Source organism: uncultured Formosa sp. (genome assembly GCF_947500765.1).
Classification (GTDB): domain Bacteria; phylum Bacteroidota; class Bacteroidia; order Flavobacteriales; family Flavobacteriaceae; genus Formosa.
In genome coordinates this window covers 290,361-308,517 of record NZ_CANMTH010000004.1, presented here as the reverse complement: position 1 = coordinate 308,517, position 18,157 = coordinate 290,361, and the positions used below count along the sequence as shown (strand labels likewise).

General features: G+C 31.0%; 14 protein-coding genes. 12 read left to right on the top strand and 2 right to left on the bottom strand.

The features are described 5' to 3' along the window. Positions 1 to 539 precede the first annotated feature (539 nt). The 5 genes from Q1B05_RS10235 to Q1B05_RS10215 all read left to right on the top strand — a co-directional run bounded on the left by Q1B05_RS10235 (position 540) and on the right by Q1B05_RS10215 (position 5,116). Positions 540 to 1,883, top strand: a complete 1,344-nt coding sequence (locus tag Q1B05_RS10235; protein ID WP_299780307.1) for an MBOAT family O-acyltransferase — start codon at positions 540 to 542, stop codon at positions 1,881 to 1,883. Positions 1,884 to 1,886: 3 nt separating this feature from the next. Next, positions 1,887 to 2,834, top strand: a complete 948-nt coding sequence (locus Q1B05_RS10230; protein WP_299780305.1) for a hypothetical protein — start codon at positions 1,887 to 1,889, stop codon at positions 2,832 to 2,834. 80 nt (positions 2,835 to 2,914) lie between these two features. Continuing rightward, complete coding sequence (locus Q1B05_RS10225) at positions 2,915 to 3,508, top strand: hypothetical protein (RefSeq protein ID WP_299780303.1); 594 nt, start codon at positions 2,915 to 2,917, stop codon at positions 3,506 to 3,508. 70 nt (positions 3,509 to 3,578) lie between these two features. Next, positions 3,579 to 4,559: a phosphotransferase gene (locus tag Q1B05_RS10220; RefSeq protein WP_299780301.1), complete on the top strand. Its 981-nt coding sequence runs from the start codon at positions 3,579 to 3,581 to the stop codon at positions 4,557 to 4,559. A gap of 119 nt (positions 4,560 to 4,678) precedes the next feature. Continuing rightward, on the top strand, positions 4,679 to 5,116 hold the full coding sequence (locus Q1B05_RS10215) for a universal stress protein (RefSeq protein ID WP_299780299.1): 438 nt from the start codon (positions 4,679 to 4,681) through the stop codon (positions 5,114 to 5,116). Here the strand turns inward: Q1B05_RS10215 and Q1B05_RS10210 are convergent. Next, a complete protein-coding gene (locus Q1B05_RS10210) occupies positions 5,113 to 6,150 on the bottom strand; it encodes a LacI family DNA-binding transcriptional regulator (RefSeq protein ID WP_299780297.1) in 1,038 nt (345 codons plus the stop codon). The genes Q1B05_RS10215 and Q1B05_RS10210 overlap by 4 nt on opposite strands. A 234-nt stretch (positions 6,151 to 6,384) precedes the next feature. Here Q1B05_RS10210 and Q1B05_RS10205 point away from each other — a divergent pair, with 234 nt between their 5' ends. After that, positions 6,385 to 6,744, top strand: a complete 360-nt coding sequence (locus tag Q1B05_RS10205; RefSeq protein ID WP_299780295.1) for a hypothetical protein — start codon at positions 6,385 to 6,387, stop codon at positions 6,742 to 6,744. Between the two features lie 75 nt (positions 6,745 to 6,819). Here the strand turns inward: Q1B05_RS10205 and Q1B05_RS10200 are convergent, their stop codons facing one another. Continuing rightward, complete coding sequence (locus Q1B05_RS10200; RefSeq protein ID WP_299780293.1) at positions 6,820 to 7,317, bottom strand: cytochrome c; 498 nt, start codon at positions 7,315 to 7,317, stop codon at positions 6,820 to 6,822. A 229-nt stretch (positions 7,318 to 7,546) separates the two neighbouring features. On the opposite strand from Q1B05_RS10200, the gene Q1B05_RS10195 reads away from it, so the two are divergent. The 6 genes from Q1B05_RS10195 to Q1B05_RS10170 all read left to right on the top strand — a co-directional run bounded on the left by Q1B05_RS10195 (position 7,547) and on the right by Q1B05_RS10170 (position 18,143). Then, complete coding sequence (locus Q1B05_RS10195) at positions 7,547 to 8,920, top strand: carboxypeptidase-like regulatory domain-containing protein (RefSeq protein WP_299780292.1); 1,374 nt, start codon at positions 7,547 to 7,549, stop codon at positions 8,918 to 8,920. Between the two features lie 338 nt (positions 8,921 to 9,258). Then, positions 9,259 to 9,624, top strand: a complete 366-nt coding sequence (locus Q1B05_RS10190; RefSeq protein WP_299780290.1) for a hypothetical protein — start codon at positions 9,259 to 9,261, stop codon at positions 9,622 to 9,624. 154 nt (positions 9,625 to 9,778) lie between these two features. Continuing rightward, a complete protein-coding gene (locus Q1B05_RS10185; RefSeq protein ID WP_299780288.1) occupies positions 9,779 to 12,013 on the top strand; it encodes an alginate lyase family protein in 2,235 nt (744 codons plus the stop codon). A gap of 157 nt (positions 12,014 to 12,170) precedes the next feature. Further along, complete coding sequence (locus Q1B05_RS10180; RefSeq protein ID WP_299780286.1) at positions 12,171 to 12,548, top strand: cupin domain-containing protein; 378 nt, start codon at positions 12,171 to 12,173, stop codon at positions 12,546 to 12,548. 994 nt (positions 12,549 to 13,542) lie between these two features. Next, positions 13,543 to 16,647, top strand: coding sequence for a TonB-dependent receptor (locus Q1B05_RS10175; RefSeq protein WP_299780284.1), 3,105 nt, complete (start codon positions 13,543 to 13,545; stop codon positions 16,645 to 16,647). A gap of 32 nt (positions 16,648 to 16,679) precedes the next feature. Continuing rightward, entirely contained in the window at positions 16,680 to 18,143 is a 1,464-nt protein-coding gene (locus tag Q1B05_RS10170) for a RagB/SusD family nutrient uptake outer membrane protein (RefSeq protein ID WP_299780282.1), read from the top strand. Positions 18,144 to 18,157 lie beyond the last annotated feature (14 nt).

Here is an 18,157-nt window from a genome sequence, read left to right as displayed (position 1 = left end):
TCCTTTAATTTTATTTAGGAAATAAGATTCGTATTTCTTAATTTTCGAGTTTTTTAATCACTGAAATTTAAACTCGCTCAAATGAAAAAAAACGATCTATATTTCGCTCTAATTCCTGTGACGTTAATATTGTTCTATAATTTTATAAATTTAATTTTTTGTAGTGCATTTGTGGTTTATTTTCTTTTTCATAATTTAGTTTACGAAATTTATATTGATAAAAACAATTTTCACATAAAAGTGTAATTGACAAAAAAGTATATTGAAAATAGTTGTTGCCAAAAACTATTTCTGATGATGTGTTAAGATTAATCCTCTCCCCAAATAAAGATATTAAAAGCTGAACGACTACATTTAATCATTAAACAAATGGTTATTACGGAAGCTTTGCTTTTAGAATTTTAATATTACAATTTTTTTAAATGAACATAGTATAACACTATTTGAACATAATTTTAATTTAAATGCTATTTAATTCTTTCGATTTTTTGATTTTTTTTCCTCTTGTTTTTGTCGCCTATTGGTTACTGAATAACAATTTGAAAAAGCAAAATGTATTATTGCTAATTTGTAGCTATGTGTTCTATGCGTGGTGGGATTGGAGGTTTTTGTCTTTAATTATTGTAAGTTCTTTTATAGATTTTACAGCTGGTTTACAGATTTTTAAGGCGCAGACACATCAATTACGAAAAAGGTGGCTCATGGTAAGTTTAATCGCGAACTTGGGGATGCTTTCTGTATTTAAATATTATAATTTTTTTGCAGAATCTTTTACCGATTTAATGCATATTCTTGGTTGGCAACCAAACGATCTCACGCTAAATATTATACTTCCTGTAGGAATTAGTTTTTATACATTTCAGACCTTAAGTTACACCATCGATATTTATAGAAAAGAATTTGAGCCTACTAAAGACTTGATTTCTTTCTTTACCTATATCGCATTTTTCCCTCAATTAGTTGCTGGCCCTATAGAAAGAGCTTCTAATTTATTACCACAAATAGAAAAACCAAGAGTCTTTAAAAAAACATGGTTTAATGAAGGTGTTATTCAAATACTGGTTGGGTTATTTCGTAAAATAGTTATAGCAGATACTATTGGGGCTTATGTAGATCTGGTTTACGGAGATGTTAGCCTTTATAATTCTACAACTATAATAATTGCTACATTTTTATATGCTTTTCAAATTTATTATGATTTTTCTGGATATTCAGATATTGCTATAGGAACAGCTAAATTACTAGGGTTTAAATTTCATCAGAATTTCAATATCCCTTATTTCTCAAAATCACTTACAGAGTTTTGGCGAAAATGGCATATGTCTTTATCGTATTGGTTAAGGGATTATCTATACATATCGCTAGGTGGGAATAGAAAAGGTATTAAAATTACCTATCGTAACCTAATGCTAACCATGTTGCTTGGAGGGTTGTGGCATGGTAGTTCCTGGAATTTTATAATTTGGGGTGGTATTCACGGTACTGTGTTAAGTATAGAAAAGTATTTAAAAGCAACGGGAATTTTAAATAAATTTAAAAGAGTTGGATTTTTGGGCTATCCTATAACTTTCTGTGTTGTATTATTGTCTTGGGTTTTCTTTAGAGCACAAGATTTGCATTCGGCTAGTTTAGCGATTACAAAAATATTTCAGTTTAATTTAGGTGTGCCATATATAGGCGATCTAAATGTTATGGCTTCTTCTATATTTGTTCTAGCAATAGGGATTATTTTTGATTTGTATTTGTTTAATAAGAAGATAGATTTAGAGGAACTTGGGTCTAAGTTTAGTGGTGTTAAAATTGCAGTTATTGCTGCGGTTATAATCACACTTATTAATCTATTTTATTCATCGTCTAATAATTTTATTTATTTTCAATTTTAAAATATGAATAAAGAGAATTTAAAATATCTGGTTAAGATTGCACTTTTTGTGTTAGTGATATCTTTTGTGGTAGATAAAGCTGTTTTTCTGGTTTTAAATAAAATTAGTGATAAGGTGTATTCTGGTCAGAGTATTGGTAAATTAAATCAATATTTAAAAGTTAAAGACAGTGTAGATTTTATTGTTTACGGTAGCTCTAGAGCAAATCATAATATAGATCCTCGTGTAGTTTCTAAAAACAGTTTTAATATTGGTATGGACGGAGCTAAAATTGCATATTCTTCTGTTTTAATACAACTTTTACCAGAACATAAATCGCAAACTGTTTTGTTACACATTGATCCTAATTACGCCTTTAATCCAAAGTATGATGGCGGAGATATTGCAGCTCTGGTGTCTAAATATAACAGAGATAAGGATATAAAAAGAGAGATAGATAAGTTGAGCAAAAATAATAGTTTACAAAAGTTTTTCTGGAGTTTAAGTTATAATGGAAAGGTTTTAGGGATTTTAAAAAATTATTTGGAACCCAAAGACGATTATGCTAAACAGCTAGGTTACGAACCTATTATGGTAACTAGTATGCAGCGTGAAATTTTTAAGAATATTATAGACCGTGGAGATGTTATAGATGTAGAAGCTTTTTGCGGTACAAATTACACAATGAACGATATTTATACAAAGGCATTGTCTGATATCAAATCGTTTTGCGATGCTAATAACAAGAAGCTTATTTTATTTACTTCTCCTAAATACGAATATCCTTGTACCATTGTTAATGCTAAATTTAAAGCATTATTGGAGGATAAAGGTTTGGTTTATTATGATTTAGTCGACTTTTTTAAGGATGATAAACAGCTTAAATATTGGAAGGATAAAACACATTTATCTCATCTGGGAGCAGAAAAACTGTCTCAAGCCATGAAAGTTATTATTGAAAAAACAAACTAGCATAATATTCTGGCTTAATTAAATGACTTGGTTTTATTACCTTCAGCCTTTATAATCATTTAAAAAAAAGGTCCGTTTTCATGAAAAGTTATAGATTAATTTTAAGATATGTGGTTACAGGAACCCTTTTTGTTGTTGTTCCTACTCTTATATTATTGATTTTATTTGGGAAAGCATTAACCATTTTAATGCCATTAGGACATGCATTAACACATAGATTTAATTTAACTTCTGTTCTTGGACCTGGAGCTGTTTTACTAGTTAGTTCTTTAATGATATTTCTTATTAGTTTAGTTTGTGGTTACTTTATTGTAAATGGGTTTTTAAAACAGTGGAGTAATAGGTTTGAAGCGACACTTTTTTACCATTTTCCGTCTTTCCAGATGATGAAATACAGATTTATTTCAGAAAGTGATTATAAAAAGCAAAACTTTTGGGAGCCTATTTTGTTAAAAGAAGATAACGTATTTAGTATCGCTTTTATAACCGATAAAAGTCAGCCTAATTTTTTGGCAATTTACATTCCAGATGCACCGAGAATGGACGGAGGAGATGTGCGTTATTTCTTAACTTCAGATTGTAAATACGTGTCTATTACCATGAAACAAGCCATGAGTGGAATTCGGAATTTTGGTAAAGGTATCGATCCTGAAGTATTTAAAAATTTTCAGTAAAATACCGTATTTATTTTTTTAATCAGTAGTTTCTTATTCTTAATAAATACTACTAAATCTTCACTAATTAATGTCTGTATTTCCTGTTACTACATCTACACTTTCATCTTCAGCTTTACGTCTTTTTTTGATAGAAATTTATGGTTTCTACGAGTCTTGTTCATGCACTTTGTTTAGAACAGGAATGAATCATACGTATTTTGTGTCTAATGAAAATAAAAAGTATGTATTTCGAGTATACTGTCATGAATGGCGGACAAAAAATCAAATTGAAGAAGAGCTTCGTTTGTTAAATATGCTTAAAGCACATACGATTAGTATTTCGTATCCTATTCCAGATAAAAAAGGAATATTAATTCAACATATTCAAGCGCCAGAAGGACTTAGGTTTGGGGTATTGTTTTCGTTTGCAGAAGGTGAAAAGCTTCGTTTTATGGATGAAGGTTCTTGTTTTTCTGTAGGAAAATTAATGGCCGAATTTCATAAAATAACAGAGAATGAGTCGCTTAATCGCATCCAATATACTTCAAAAACATTATTAGATTTACCATTCACTTATGCAAATGCTTATTTTAAAGATACCCTTCCTGAAATGGAATTTATTAAAGCACAATCTAAAGAAATTAAGAAACAATTTGCGGCAGTAGACAAGACAAAGATGAGATCTGGAATTGTACATTTAGATATTTGGTACGATAATATGAGCGTAAAAAATAGTACAGAAATAACCGTTTTTGATTTCGATTTTTGTGGCAATGGTTGGTGTATTCTGGACGTTGCTTATTTCTGTAAACAGCTATTTCATATCGAAGTAGATAAATCTATATATGAACTTAAAAAAGCTAAATTTTTAGCAGGCTATCAAAGTGTTTTACAATTATCTGAAGACGAATTACAGTTAATTCCAGTAGCCGGAATGTCTGTTTGGATTTTTTATCTAGGTGTACAGTCGCAACGTTTCGATTGGTCTAATATTTTTCTTACCGAGAATTATTTAAAAATGTATATTGGTAGAATGCGGTCTTGGCAATCTTACTCTAAAGAGATGTAAATATTCAGAAAACCAACCTTAATTAACAATAGCTTATGGCCTTAAAATAGTATGTAAAACTAATATTTAGTATCTTAGAGATAGCAAAACATTCGCTATTTAATCTTAAAGTATTAATTATGAAAAATATTTTAGTCACTATCGATTTTAATGGCAAAGAAAAAATATTACTTGAAAAAGCATATGAATTAGCCATCGTTTTTCATTCTAAATTATGGATTATGCATATTGCAGCTCCAGATCCAGATTTTGTTGGCTATGGAGTTGGGCCGATAGAGGTTAGAGATTCTAGAGCAAAAGAGTTAAAAGTTGAACATAAAAAGCTTCGTCAATATGCTTTTGAAATGAATGAACGTCATGTAGAAACAGAAAGCTTGTTGGTAGAAGGCGCAACCATTAAAACAATATTAAAAGAGGCAGAGCGATTAGAAGCCGATTTAATTATTTCTGGTCGTGAAAAACATGGTTTTTTTTATAAAGCTATTATAGGAAGTACTTCTGAGCAACTTATAGATGAATCTAAAATTCCTATATTAATAGTACCTTTACTAGATTAATCCTTAATAGGTTTTCTGGTAGATGACTGACGAATTTTTAATTTCGGAGCAAGAATTACATTCTTTTCAACTTTTAATAATTTCGGATCAATAATTTGATCTAAAAATACTTTTGCCGCAAGTTTACCCATTTCTAAAGCACATTGATCTACAGACGAAATAGGATTCTCCATAAATTTTGTAAACGGTTCGTTACTAAAACCAATTACAGCAATATCTTCAGGTATTTTTATGCCATTTGCCTTAATTTCTTTTATCACTCCAAGTATCATAAAATCACTCGACGAAAAAATACCGTCAGGTCTTTCTTTAAATTTCAGAATCTTTTGACCTGCTTTTTTACCGCTACTCAAATCGTTTTCAGTTTCTAATACTAAGCGCTCTTCAAAAGGGATGTTATTATCTTTTAAAGCTTGAACATAGCCTTCTAAACGTTCTTTGTAAATGCCTACAGATTGATAACCAATAACGGTGAGATGTGCAATACGCTTGCAACCTTGGTCTATTAAATGCTGTGTTGCCATATATGCACCTTTAAAATCGTCTAGAGTTACAGAGCTAGCACCTTTTAAATCTAATTTCCTATCAACAAATATTAACGGGGTATTCTTACTTAAAATTCTATCAAAAATAGATACGTCTTTGGTGTTTTTTGTAATAGAGGTAATAATGCCATCTACCTGAGCATTTAAAAGGGCATTAATATTCTGAATTTCTTTCTGCTCATTATCGTGTGTCTGACAAATAATAATGTGATAGCCTTTAGGATATAACTCATCTTCAATACCACGAATAATCGAACCGAAAAAGTTTATATCTATTCGAGGTACAATTACCCCAATATTATTACTCCTACCACTTTTAAGGGCTAAGGCTAATTTATTTTGTTCGTAACCTAGCTCTAAAGCTGTTTCTTGAACAAGTGTTTTTGTTTTGTTGCTTGTTTTTGGATGATCATTTAAAGCTCTCGATACAGTAGCTGCAGAAATATTTAATTTTTTAGCAATGTCATAAATCGTTGCTTTGTCGCTCATTTAGTAAAATTTAATAGGGTTGCAAAATAGTGAAAAAATTAACAAAAAAACCGTGGCTAAATATGTTATTTTCATTTAAATCAGGTTGTTAATTCTGATAAATATAGGTGTAATGTGTTTATTAAATTATGATGAATGTTATTTTAGTGAAATCTATATTAAGTGTAAGTTGTGTTTATAATTTGTAGACAAGAGTACGCATTGTATCTTTAAAGTCGAAAAAAAAATAAAAACATGACAGTTGAAGATTTAGTGGGGACATTTTCTGTTAGCGGAACAAACCAAGGGGCTGGTGAACATGAGTATCGAGGTACACTTCAATTATGGTTAGATAAAACTAATAGAATAGGAGCTAAGTGGCTAATTAATAATGAGCAGGAACAGTTTGGTACAGGCTTTTTTAAGGATAATATTCTGGTTATTAATTTTTATTATTTAGGAGAAAATAATAATAAATTTAAGGGCGTTGTAGTGTATCGTGTGTTAACAGTAAATCTGTTAGATGGTTTCTGGTCCGAGAAACATGGAGATCCGTTGTATTTAGGAGAAGAACGTTGTTTTAGAGTTAAAACAGAAAAAACATTATTAAATTAAAAACAGGTTTAATCTTATTTAAAAGACCAAACCTGTTTTAGGTAACAATTATAATGTGCAATTTTATTTCAATTTTTATTGAGCTAAACTTCTTAAGTACTCTACAATAGCTCTTGCATTATCTTCGCTAACAGGAGCAGTTACCATTGGTGCTTTATTATATTCTTCATAAATACCAATTGCAAGCGGATCTTTTTTTGTCATCTGGGCTGTATTCATAATCATATTCATAATCCATTCTGGGCTTCTTTTTGTGGTAATATCACCTAAAGCAGGACCAATAAATTTTTTATCGGTTTTATGGCAAGCCACGCAGGTTGTGTTAAAAAAAGCTTCACCTTTTTTAGCCATATCCATATTTAAAGTTTCATCTAATTCAATACTTTTTATTGGACCAATACCTTTGTTTTCTAGATCTACTATAGTTTCAAAAGAAGTCACTTCTTCTGTTTTTGTAACAACTTTAGCGGGTTTTGTGGTTTTGGGCGTGTTGTATTCAAATTTCTTTTTTTCAGCTTTATCACCACAACTAAAAATAAGAAGCGCTAAAGCAATAAATAGTACGTTTTTCATTGTTTTTTGTTTGTTTTAGATGTCAAAAATTAAGTTTATAAAATTACAAATAGTTATGCTATTTAAAAATGATAATCCTCATGTATTTTGTCTATCAATTTAATAAGAATAGGGGGTTCTTAATCGAAATTATATTCCATTGTAAAAACAGACCTTTTTAATAAAGGCATTGTGCTTCATTTGTTAATCATGTATCTTTAAAATATTCTTAAATATAAAATTTTGATAAATGCGTTTCCTGACATTGAAAAATCCAACTCATATAAAATTAGCTTTTCTATTATTTATTTCAACATTTACTTTAACAGCACAGCATCTTAATGGTAAAGTTTTAGATAGGGAAACAAATACGCCTTTAGAAAATGTAAACATATATTTTGAAGGAAATAAAGACAGTGGGACGGTGACTGATAATAATGGGGTGTTTGATTTACAGCTTGCTAAGGACTATCATTCTAGCGATATCGTAGTGTTTTCAATGGTTGGGTATAGTGTTTTGAAATATACGATTGAGGATGTAAAATCGCGGAATTATGTACTGTTTTTAGTTAAAAAGAATGAAGCGTTAGATGAGGTTCTCGTTATTTCTGATTTAATATTACGTCCAGAATTGAAATATAAAAAAGTACAACCTTTAGATTTTGGAGTAGATTATTTTGGATCGGTTTTAGTAGATCATAAAATTTACGTTTTTGGAGGTAATAAAACGATTATTGAAGAAACTGGACGAAAGGCTATGGAATTAGCGCTAGATTTTTCGGAATTTTTAAAAATCTTAAAATTAGACATGACATGGGAGAATTATAGCGATAAATTACAAGTGTATGATGTGCTTAAGGATTCTGTTTACGTTTCAGATTTAGAGTTTAAAAAACGGGCTTATCACGAAGCGGTTGCTGTAAACGATACGGTTTATGTTTTAGGAGGCAAAACATTGTCTAAGAACCAAAAAAGAGAATATTTAGAAAATAATATAGAAGTCTTCGATTTGGGGACTAAAGAATTGAAGTTGGATAATGCATATCCGCATCAGGCTGTAAATTTTGCAGCAGTATCCTATAAAGACAATATTATTGTAATGGGAGGTTCTACAAAAATAAAATTAAATAAAGAAAAAGTATTTAGTGATAAATCATACATATATAACGTTAACTCTGGGTATTGGTACGAATTGGCAAATATGACTTCTCCTAAAGAAGTTAGTGGTGTACTTGTAAATAATAGGATTTATCTTGTTGGCGGATATCACAACAAGGCACTAAAAACAATTGAATATTATGATCTTGAAAAAGGAACATGGCATTATGAAGGGGATTTGTTTAAAGGCATCGAAAATGCTGCATTAACCCAACACGACAATATTATTTATATATTTAATGACGATACGTTGTTAACTTATAATACTTTAACTACAGTGTTAAATACTTATAAAACAGATCTAGATGTATTTAATGCATCTCTTTTTTATGCCGATGGTAAATTGTTTTTAGTTGGTGGGACTACAAATTATAACTATACAATATCTCCCGCTTCTAATATTTATTCTATTGATATAAGAGAATTGCCAAGAACACAAATTATGCAGACTAAAACCTTAAATTAATATAGTGTGATTATAGTTTCTGAAATTAGTTTAAAAATTAGTTCTTTTCTGCTTTAAGAGCTTTTAAACCTTATTTCTTAATTGCTTTAAAAGCAATGTTATAGAGTCTGTAAAGGTTTAAATAATAATTTTTAGGTCTGTGTTATTCGAGTAAGATTATATGAGGAAAAATGGTTGTACCTTATTGTATATTTAATATTATAAGGTTTTTTGTTTCCTTTTTTATCAAATTCATTAATATTTTCGTTTTAACTTTTGTAATCATAAAAAAATACATACTTTTGGTAAACCAGTGTGGTAAACCAATTTTACAATCCCACATAAACAAACATTTAACTATGCAATATCACCCTAAAAAGATATTAAAAAATACATTACTACTGTTCCTTTCTGTAGGAGGTGTTTTTTTTACTTTATGCGGTGCTAAATCTGAGTCGCAAAATACAGTGCTTACTGTGCCGGCTTTTAAAACTGCTATTACTTATGTGCTGTTTAGCAATGTTATTACATTGGTTAAAAGTGTTTGTAATAATGCCCAACTTATTCTTGAAAGTCCTGAAATTGTAGCAAATAAATTTATGCTTTCTATAGAGAATAAGGGATACGTAATTTTAGAAAACTATTCAAATTTTCGAATAGAAGGAGAATTTATTATACATATTGAAAATCGCATCTTTAATAATGTTGGTATGATATGTGCATAAGAAAATCAAAAAAAACACAGTTAAACAACGTGTGTCTGTCAATTCAAAATTTGCAACTCACACTGCTTTTGTATTGGCTAATCCCATTCTTTAAACAGTTAGGGGCAGGCAGGCGTTAAGGATTTAGGAATCATAAAGTAAATAAGAGTAATATATGTTGTATTTAAAAAGAATCGTCTTAATTTGTTGTGTACTAGTGGTGCATAGCGGGTTTTCTCAAGAACATCCGAATTTAATTTTAACCAAACAAGGGGTTAAAGACATAAAATCACAATTAGGCAATGTGCCTTTGTTTGATGCGACTTTAGCTCAAGTTAAAGCTAAAGTAGATGCTCAGATTAAAATAGGAATCGAAGTTCCTGTACCTAAAGATATGGCCGGAGGTTATACTCATGAACGTCATAAATTAAATTACATCACTATGCAAGAAGCAGGTGTTTTGTATCAAATTTTAGGAGACGAAATATATGCTATTTACGTGCGTGATATGTTAATGAAATATGCAGAATTATATCCTGGATTACCAAGACATCCACAAGAACGTTCTTATGCAAGAGGTAAATTATTTTGGCAGTGTTTAAACGATTCTAATTGGTTAGTGTATACTGCTCAGGCTTACGATTGTATTTACGAATACCTATCTAAAAAAGAAGTAAAACATTTAGAGAAGAAATTGTTTAAGCCAATGGCAGATTTCTTATCTGTAGATACACCTCAATTTTTTAATAGAATACATAATCACAGTACTTGGGGGAATGTTGCAGTAGGTATGATTGCTTTAGTAATGAACGATGATGCTTTAATAGATAGAGCACTTTACGGAATTAAGGATTTAAAATTAGACGCAGGTAAAGATAACGATGGTGGTGATATTTTTGTAGAAGGGCAAAAAGCTGGTTTCTTAGCTAATTTGGAAGAACCTTTCTCTCCAGACGGTTATTATACTGAAGGAGCATATTATCAACGTTATGCAATGTATCCATTCATGATTTTTGCTGAAGCATTACATAATGTGAAGCCAGAAACTAAGCCTTTTCAGTATAAAGAAGGTGTATTGTTAAAAGGGGTAGATGCTTTATTAAACTTAACAGATAAAGATGGAGAGTTTTTTGCGTTGAATGATTCTCAAAAAGGAATGTCTTATTTTACTGAGTCATTAGTCTCTTCTGTAGATATTGCATATTACTACGGTACTAAAGATGCTAGTTTATTATCTATCGCTAAAGAACAAGGCCGTGTGCAATTAGACCAAACAGGTTTAGCAGTTGCTGTAGCTGTTCGTGATGGAAAAGAAAAACCATTTGTAAAAAAATCTAGACTATTAAGAGATGGTGCTAAAGGAGACGAAGGTGCTATAGGAATCTTACGATCTACAAAACACGATGCTTTTACTTTGGTTATGAAAAATGCAGCACAAGGTTTAAGTCATGGACATTACGATAAATTATCTTTTTCATTATTCCACGAAGGAAACGAGTTGTTACAAGATTATGGTTTAGCACGATTTGTAAACATCGAACAAAAAAATGGAGGTGGTTATTTAAAAGAAAATAAAACATGGGCAAAACAATCTATTGCTCATAACACGATTATTCAAGACGAAACGTCTCAGTTTAATGGAGACTACGAAATAGGAAGTAAGCATCATTCAGACATGTATGTGTTTGATGTAGAAAATCTAGATGTACAAATTGTAAGTGCTAAAGAGAAAAATGCATATCCAGGAACGTTATTACAACGTACAATGGTAATGTTAAATCACGAAGATTTTGAACAGCCTGTTGTTTTAGATTTAATGCAAGTAAATGCTGATGCTAAACACCAATTTGATTTACCTTTTTATTATTTCGGACAAATTATTTCAACGAGCTTTGATTATACAAAAGGTGAAACACTTAGCCCGTTAGGTAAAGCGCATGGTTATCAACATTTATGGAAAGAAGGAGAAGGAGCTTCAACTACAGGAGATGCCGCTTTAACATGGAGAAACAATAATACATTCTATACTATTACAACTTCGGCTTCAAAAGAAGATGATTTAATTTTCGGACGTATCGGTGCACATGATCCTGAATACAACCTAAGACCAGACCCTGTATTTATAGTAAGAAAAAATACAGACCATGCATTATTTGCTTCAGTAATAGAAACTCACGGTAGTTATAGTACGGTAAGCGAATTAGCTAAAAATGCATTTTCAAGTGTTAAATCATTAAAAGTATTACAGAGTTCTGTAGATTATTCTGCGGTAGAGATTAATATGGAAAATGGAGATTCACTAGTTTTTATTATGGCGAATTCAAATGCATCTAAAACAGAAAAACATAACTTAATAATAAACGATAAGACCTATAATTGGACAGGAGTTTATTATTTTAATAAGCAATAATTATATTAAAGTATAAAAGTAATTTGAGAAAGTATATAATTTTTTGACAATTTAAAATCATGAAATTTATAATTTATATTTCTCTAATTATTTTGAAATAATTTATCTTGCTTAAGTCATTATTACTTATACATAATTAAAAAAAATTTTAAAAAAAATGGAACGATTTAGTAAAAAGTACGTTATCGCAAAAGAATTAGAATGGGAAGCTCTTGGAGGCGGAGTGTCAAGAAAGTTCTTAGGTTACGATAATCAAATCATGATGGTAAAAGTGAAATTTGATGAAGGTGCACTAGGTGCTCCACATCAACATTTTCATACGCAAGCTACTTATTGTGTTTCAGGTAAATTCGAATTTGAAATCGATGGAGAAAAGAAAATCATTGAAGCAGGAGATGGTGTTTATATAGAACCTAATTTAATGCATAGTGCAGTTTGCTTAGAAGAAGGTATGCTTATTGATACTTTTAGCCCTGTAAGAGAAGATTTCTTAAGTGGTGGTGGTGTATCTTATTTTGGAGATAAAGAATCTTAATAAAAAAGCAAGAGTTAAAAATAGTTTTTTCGATTATTATAAACTTTACTAAAAATAACTCAGGGTAGAAATTAATTATATCCAGAGTATTTTAAAACGATGGCCAATAAAGGTAAGCGTTTAATAAAGTAAAATTACATTTTTAAACATAATAAAAAAACCGTCTTTTAGGCGGTTTTTTCTATTTACAGAAATAAAACGTGTTTTGTTTTTAGCAGCCTGGTCACTGTTTGTTACTAATTTGTGTAAAAGGAAACGAGGGGTGTACTTTATTAAAATGATTTTTTTGTCCAATAGGCATGTCTTATATATAAGGTATGATTGCGTCTTTAAAATTCTAGTGAATCATTTAGTAACTAAAACAGCGAGTAGATATAAATTTTATACATGCAATTTCTTATGCTAATAAAGGTGTTTTAATTAGAGATTTCGAGTTAATAATTAGAGTTGATAAGACGTTAAAATAAGAGGAGATCTTTTTAATGTTTCATCTCACATAATCTACACTAATAATTGTACTAAAAAGAGGGGGAATATGTTGATTTTTTGGGTTTAATTCATAAAAATTTCATAGGAAATTAACCATTGAACTAAATATTGTATTTATCTATTATTGATAAATATGTTTTTAATAAAAGCGCTTTTTAATATTTAACATTAAAAGGCGCTTTTTTTTGCGGAATGATTTTTTTTTAACAAAGATTTAATATATATTTGGATTACCAAACTGGGTAACCAATCTGGTTTACCAAGTAAATAAAAAATTGGTTAGTTCTTATTCGTTTTAGAATGAAAAAGTTATAAAAAGAAAGGTGTTTCTTTTGCTTTCGTAATGGCGTATAGCTTAACAAAGAATGATGAAAATCAAGAGTTTTTTGTTATGTTAAAAATGTTAAATACGGTGGCTATTTTTTTTGAATAAAAGGGATATGGTTTTGGGAAAAACATACTGATCAAAGCTCTAAACTATTATTTATTATTAAAACAACAACAAATGAATTTGAAAAAACAATTAGTATTGTATGTATTTCTGTTGCTAAACACAGTTGTGTTTGCACAGGATGTGGTTACAGGGGTCGTTTCAGACGCTCAGGGAGCTCCTATACCGGGAGCTAACGTCTTGGTTGTAGGGACATCAAGAGGGGCATCTACCGATTTTGACGGAAACTTCTCATTAGAAGTTGAAGCAGGAGAAATATTACATTTCTCTTATATTGGTTTTGTTACTAAGCTAGTTACTGTTGGCCAAAGCAAAACATTGAATGTAATTTTAGAAGAAGATTTAAGTGAATTAGATGAAGTTGTAGTCATTGGGTATGGTACTCAAAAAAAATCTCACGTAACTGGTGCGGTTTCTAAAGTAGTAAACGATGATTTAGACCAAATTGCAGTATCAAGAGTAGATGATGCCTTAGTAGGGCAAGTATCTGGGGTAAATATTCAATCTACAGATGGTGAAGCTGGTGCAGCACCAACAATTACTATTAGAGGGGTTGGTTCTATGGCAGGAGATTCTACTCCGTTAATCGTTGTAGATGGTATTATTGTAGACGCTAGTTTCTTAGGATCTTTAAATATGAACGATGTAGAATCTTTTGAAATTTTAAAAGATGCAGCATCTTCTTCTATTTATGGTTCTAAAGGATCTAATGGTATTATCATGATTAGTATGAAATCTGGTGTAGCTGGTAAAACAAGAATCAACTATAGCACATTTACTGGTATGAAATCTGCTAGAAAAAGTGATGCTTACGGATTTACTACACAAGGTTGGGCAGATATGCAAATGAAAGATAACGGTGTGATATCTCAATATACTCAAGCTCAATTACAAATTGGAACAGATCGTTCTTGGCAAGATGTATTTTTTGAAGATGGTACTATTACTAACCACTCACTATCTGTTAGAGGAGGAAATGATAACACAAAATTTACTGCTAGTATGAACTATTCAGAAGATGAAGGTGTTATGTTAGTAGATAACTATAAAAAAATAGGTGCTAGATTAAAAGTAGATAGCAAAGTAAATGATAAGCTTAGTATTGGTGCTAACTTTAGCCCTTCTTATACTAATAGAAGAAGATTTTCTGAAAACATACATAACGTAGCTAGACACCAACCATGGTTGCCTATTTACCATACAGAACAATCACTTCAGTTTGTAGATCCAAATGGAGCTTATTCAGACTTAAAAGTTGGTGATTATGCTAGACAAGATCACTTTACAATATTCGATTTGGATGGCGATGGTGCTATCGACGATATTCTTACAAACATAGGGAACAGTAATAACGCTAACCCTTATGCAAGAATTGTAGAACGTAACAGAACAGATAAAAAATTCCAATTATACGGTAGTTTTTACGGACAATATGAAATTTTAGAAGGGTTAACCTTTAAATCTTCATTATCTGGATCTTATAACGATACAAGAAGAATCGATTATATGGGGACTCAAGCAAGAGAAAACATAACAGATGCTTACATGCAAGAAATCTCTCAAAGAGATAATTACATCATCTTTGATAACTTCTTTAACTATAACAAATCTTTAGGGAAACATGATATAGGTGTTACTATTGGTTCATCTATTGAAAGTAGAAATTACTTCTACTCAGGTTTCAAAGGAACTGGATATACTAACGATGTTGTAATGGAAATTACAAACGCAACAGCAATTTCTGAATTTGATGGTTTCGAATGGCAAAAACGTGGTGTGTCTTACGTATCAAGACTTACATATGCTTACGATAACAAATACTTAGCTTCTTTTAGTATGAGACGTGATGGTAGTTCTATCTTCGGATCTGATTATAAATATGGTAACTTCCCTGCAGCTTCTGTAGGTTGGAACATAGCTAAGGAAGATTTCATGGCAGATAGCGATGTTATCAATAGTCTTAAGTTTAGAGTGAGTTATGGTGTAACAGGTAACGACCGTTTAAATACTGGTGCTACAGATCCTGATGCTAACGGAAGTTCTTCTACATTAAGTACGGGTAATATCTTAGTAGATTACTATCCTTACCTAGCATTATTAGGAGCGGCTGGAAATAGCTACTCTGTAGATGGTACTGTTACAGCAGGTTTCTCTCCTGTAAACATTGCTAACCCAGGATTAAAATGGGAACGTTTAGTAGAAGTTAACCCAGGTATTGACTTTGGTCTTTTAAATAATAGAATTACTGGTTCTGTAGACTGGTATAGAAGAACAAGTGATCAATTATTACTTAACAACCCAATTTCTGTAACAACTGGATTTGAAGGGGCTTTAGTAAACTTAGGTGAAGTTAGAAACGAAGGATGGGAATTTGAGTTAAGAACTAAAAACATCACTAACGAAAAATTTAGCTGGAGTTCTACAGTAATTGCAACAACAAACAAAAACACTTTAGTTGATTTCGCAGATTCTGATGGTCAGATTACAAGTTTAGACCCAAGTAGACCTGCAGAATGGATTAACTTAGAAGGACAACCTATTTCTCAGTTCTATGGTTATGTAGTAGATAAAGAAATTCCATTAGAATATTTAGATAGACCATACAGACACGTAGGTGCTCAATCTGGTTTAGTATATGTTAAAGATTTAAATGGTGATGGTGTTTTAGATGAAGAAGACAAAACTGAATTAGGTAACCCTTACCCAGAATTAATCTGGAGTTTTACAAACCAATTTAATATTGGAGATTTCGATTTCTCTTTCATGTTCCAAGGATCTCATGGTGCAGAAGTAAGAAACATTGCAGACCACTATATGTTTAGTAACAACAACAACAGAACAATCTTAGAAGGTACTCCAGATCAAGAATTTTTAGTAGACAAATATTTTACAAATAGTATTGTACAAGATGCGTCTTACATCGCTTTAAGAAACGTTAATATTGGATATAATTTCCCAAGTGAAACTTTAGACAAACTTAAAATCTCAGGATTAAGAATTTATGCTACGGGTCAGAATCTAATTTACGAAACTGCTGATAATTATACAGGATGGAATCCAGAAGCACTTGACAAAACAAGTCCTACACAAGCTGGATACCAAAGAGGTGGATCACCAATTTATAGTACTATATCTCTTGGTTTAAATTTAGATTTTTAATAATTTTTTTAACGATTTAACAAAATAATATTATGAAATATTTTAAATATATCGCTTTAATATTAATGGGGAATACCTTCATTTCTTGTAGCGACTTTTTAGAGCCAACACCAAGTTCGTCTATTACAACAGACAACTACTATACTACAGCAGAAGAATTAGAAACAGGATTAATTGGTGTTTATGCTGGTGTTAAAGGTATTAACAGTAGTAGTAAAGATGATAATCATGCTGTACAGTGGGAATTTTACGTAACAGAAATGCGTAGTGATAACACAAGTACTAAAAGTCCAGATTCTGAAGATGCTTCAGATGCAGGTCAAATGGAAAGTTTTGCTGTGCTTCCAACTAACAACTTTGTTTTAAATTACTACACTAGTTCTTTTGAAGTAATCTATAGAGCGAATGTGATTTTAGAAAACATTGATGTTGTAGAAGATGAAGAAACTGCAGCTGCTATTTCAGGTGAAGCTAAATTTTTAAGAGCATATTCTTATTTTAATTTAGTACGTTTATTCGGAGACTTACCTTTAATAGACCGTGTTGTGGCACCTGCAGATAAAGAAACTCAATTTACTAGATTAGATGCTAGTGTTATTTACGATTTCATTATTTCAGATTTACAAGACGCTATCGAGGGTATTGAAGATCATGGATATAAAACTAGAGCGTCTAAAGATGCTGCAAGAGGTTTATTAGCTAAAGTGTATTTATCTTTAGAAAGCCCTGAATATACAAAAGCACAATTATTATGTGAAGAAATTATTGATAGTGGTAATTATAAATTAGAAGACTTCTACGATGTATTTTATTCTGAATTAAATGATGAAGTTATTTTTGCTATCGGTTACAACAGTGGTATCCAAGATAACAGTCAAATATTCTCAGCAGAATGGATGAACGCTCAAGGACACACAAGTGGTGTAAACTACGCAACTACAGACGTTAAAGCAGCGATTGATGAGTTTGGAGGAACTAGAAAAGAAGTTTCTTATAGAGAAGATCCTCTTACACTTTTTGGAGGAACAATTAGATACCAAGTTGCTAAATATTTCCCTGACGGTGAATCTGGAGGAAGCGACGGACAAACATTTACAGGTTTACCTCAATTAGCAGGTAACGACTGGATCGTGTTACGTTATGCAGATGTATTATTAATGCATTCAGAAGCAATCTTAGCTGGAGGAACAGAAACTACAAGCTCTACTGCTATCGATTCTTACATGGAAGTACGTGAAAGAGCTGGTTTCGATGCTATCGCAGATCGTCCTACAAGACTTACTAAAGAGGCATTATTAGTAGAAAGACGTGTAGAGTTAGCTTTCGAAAATCAAAGATTCTTTGACTTATTAAGATTTAACGAAGCACAATCTAAACTGTCTGCATTTGCTTTAGCAAACGGTTTTACTTTTACTACAACAGATTTGTTATTGCCAATTCCGCAAAACGAAATAAACCTAAGCCAAGGTGTTATGTATCAAAACCCAGGCTACTAATTAAGATAAATTAA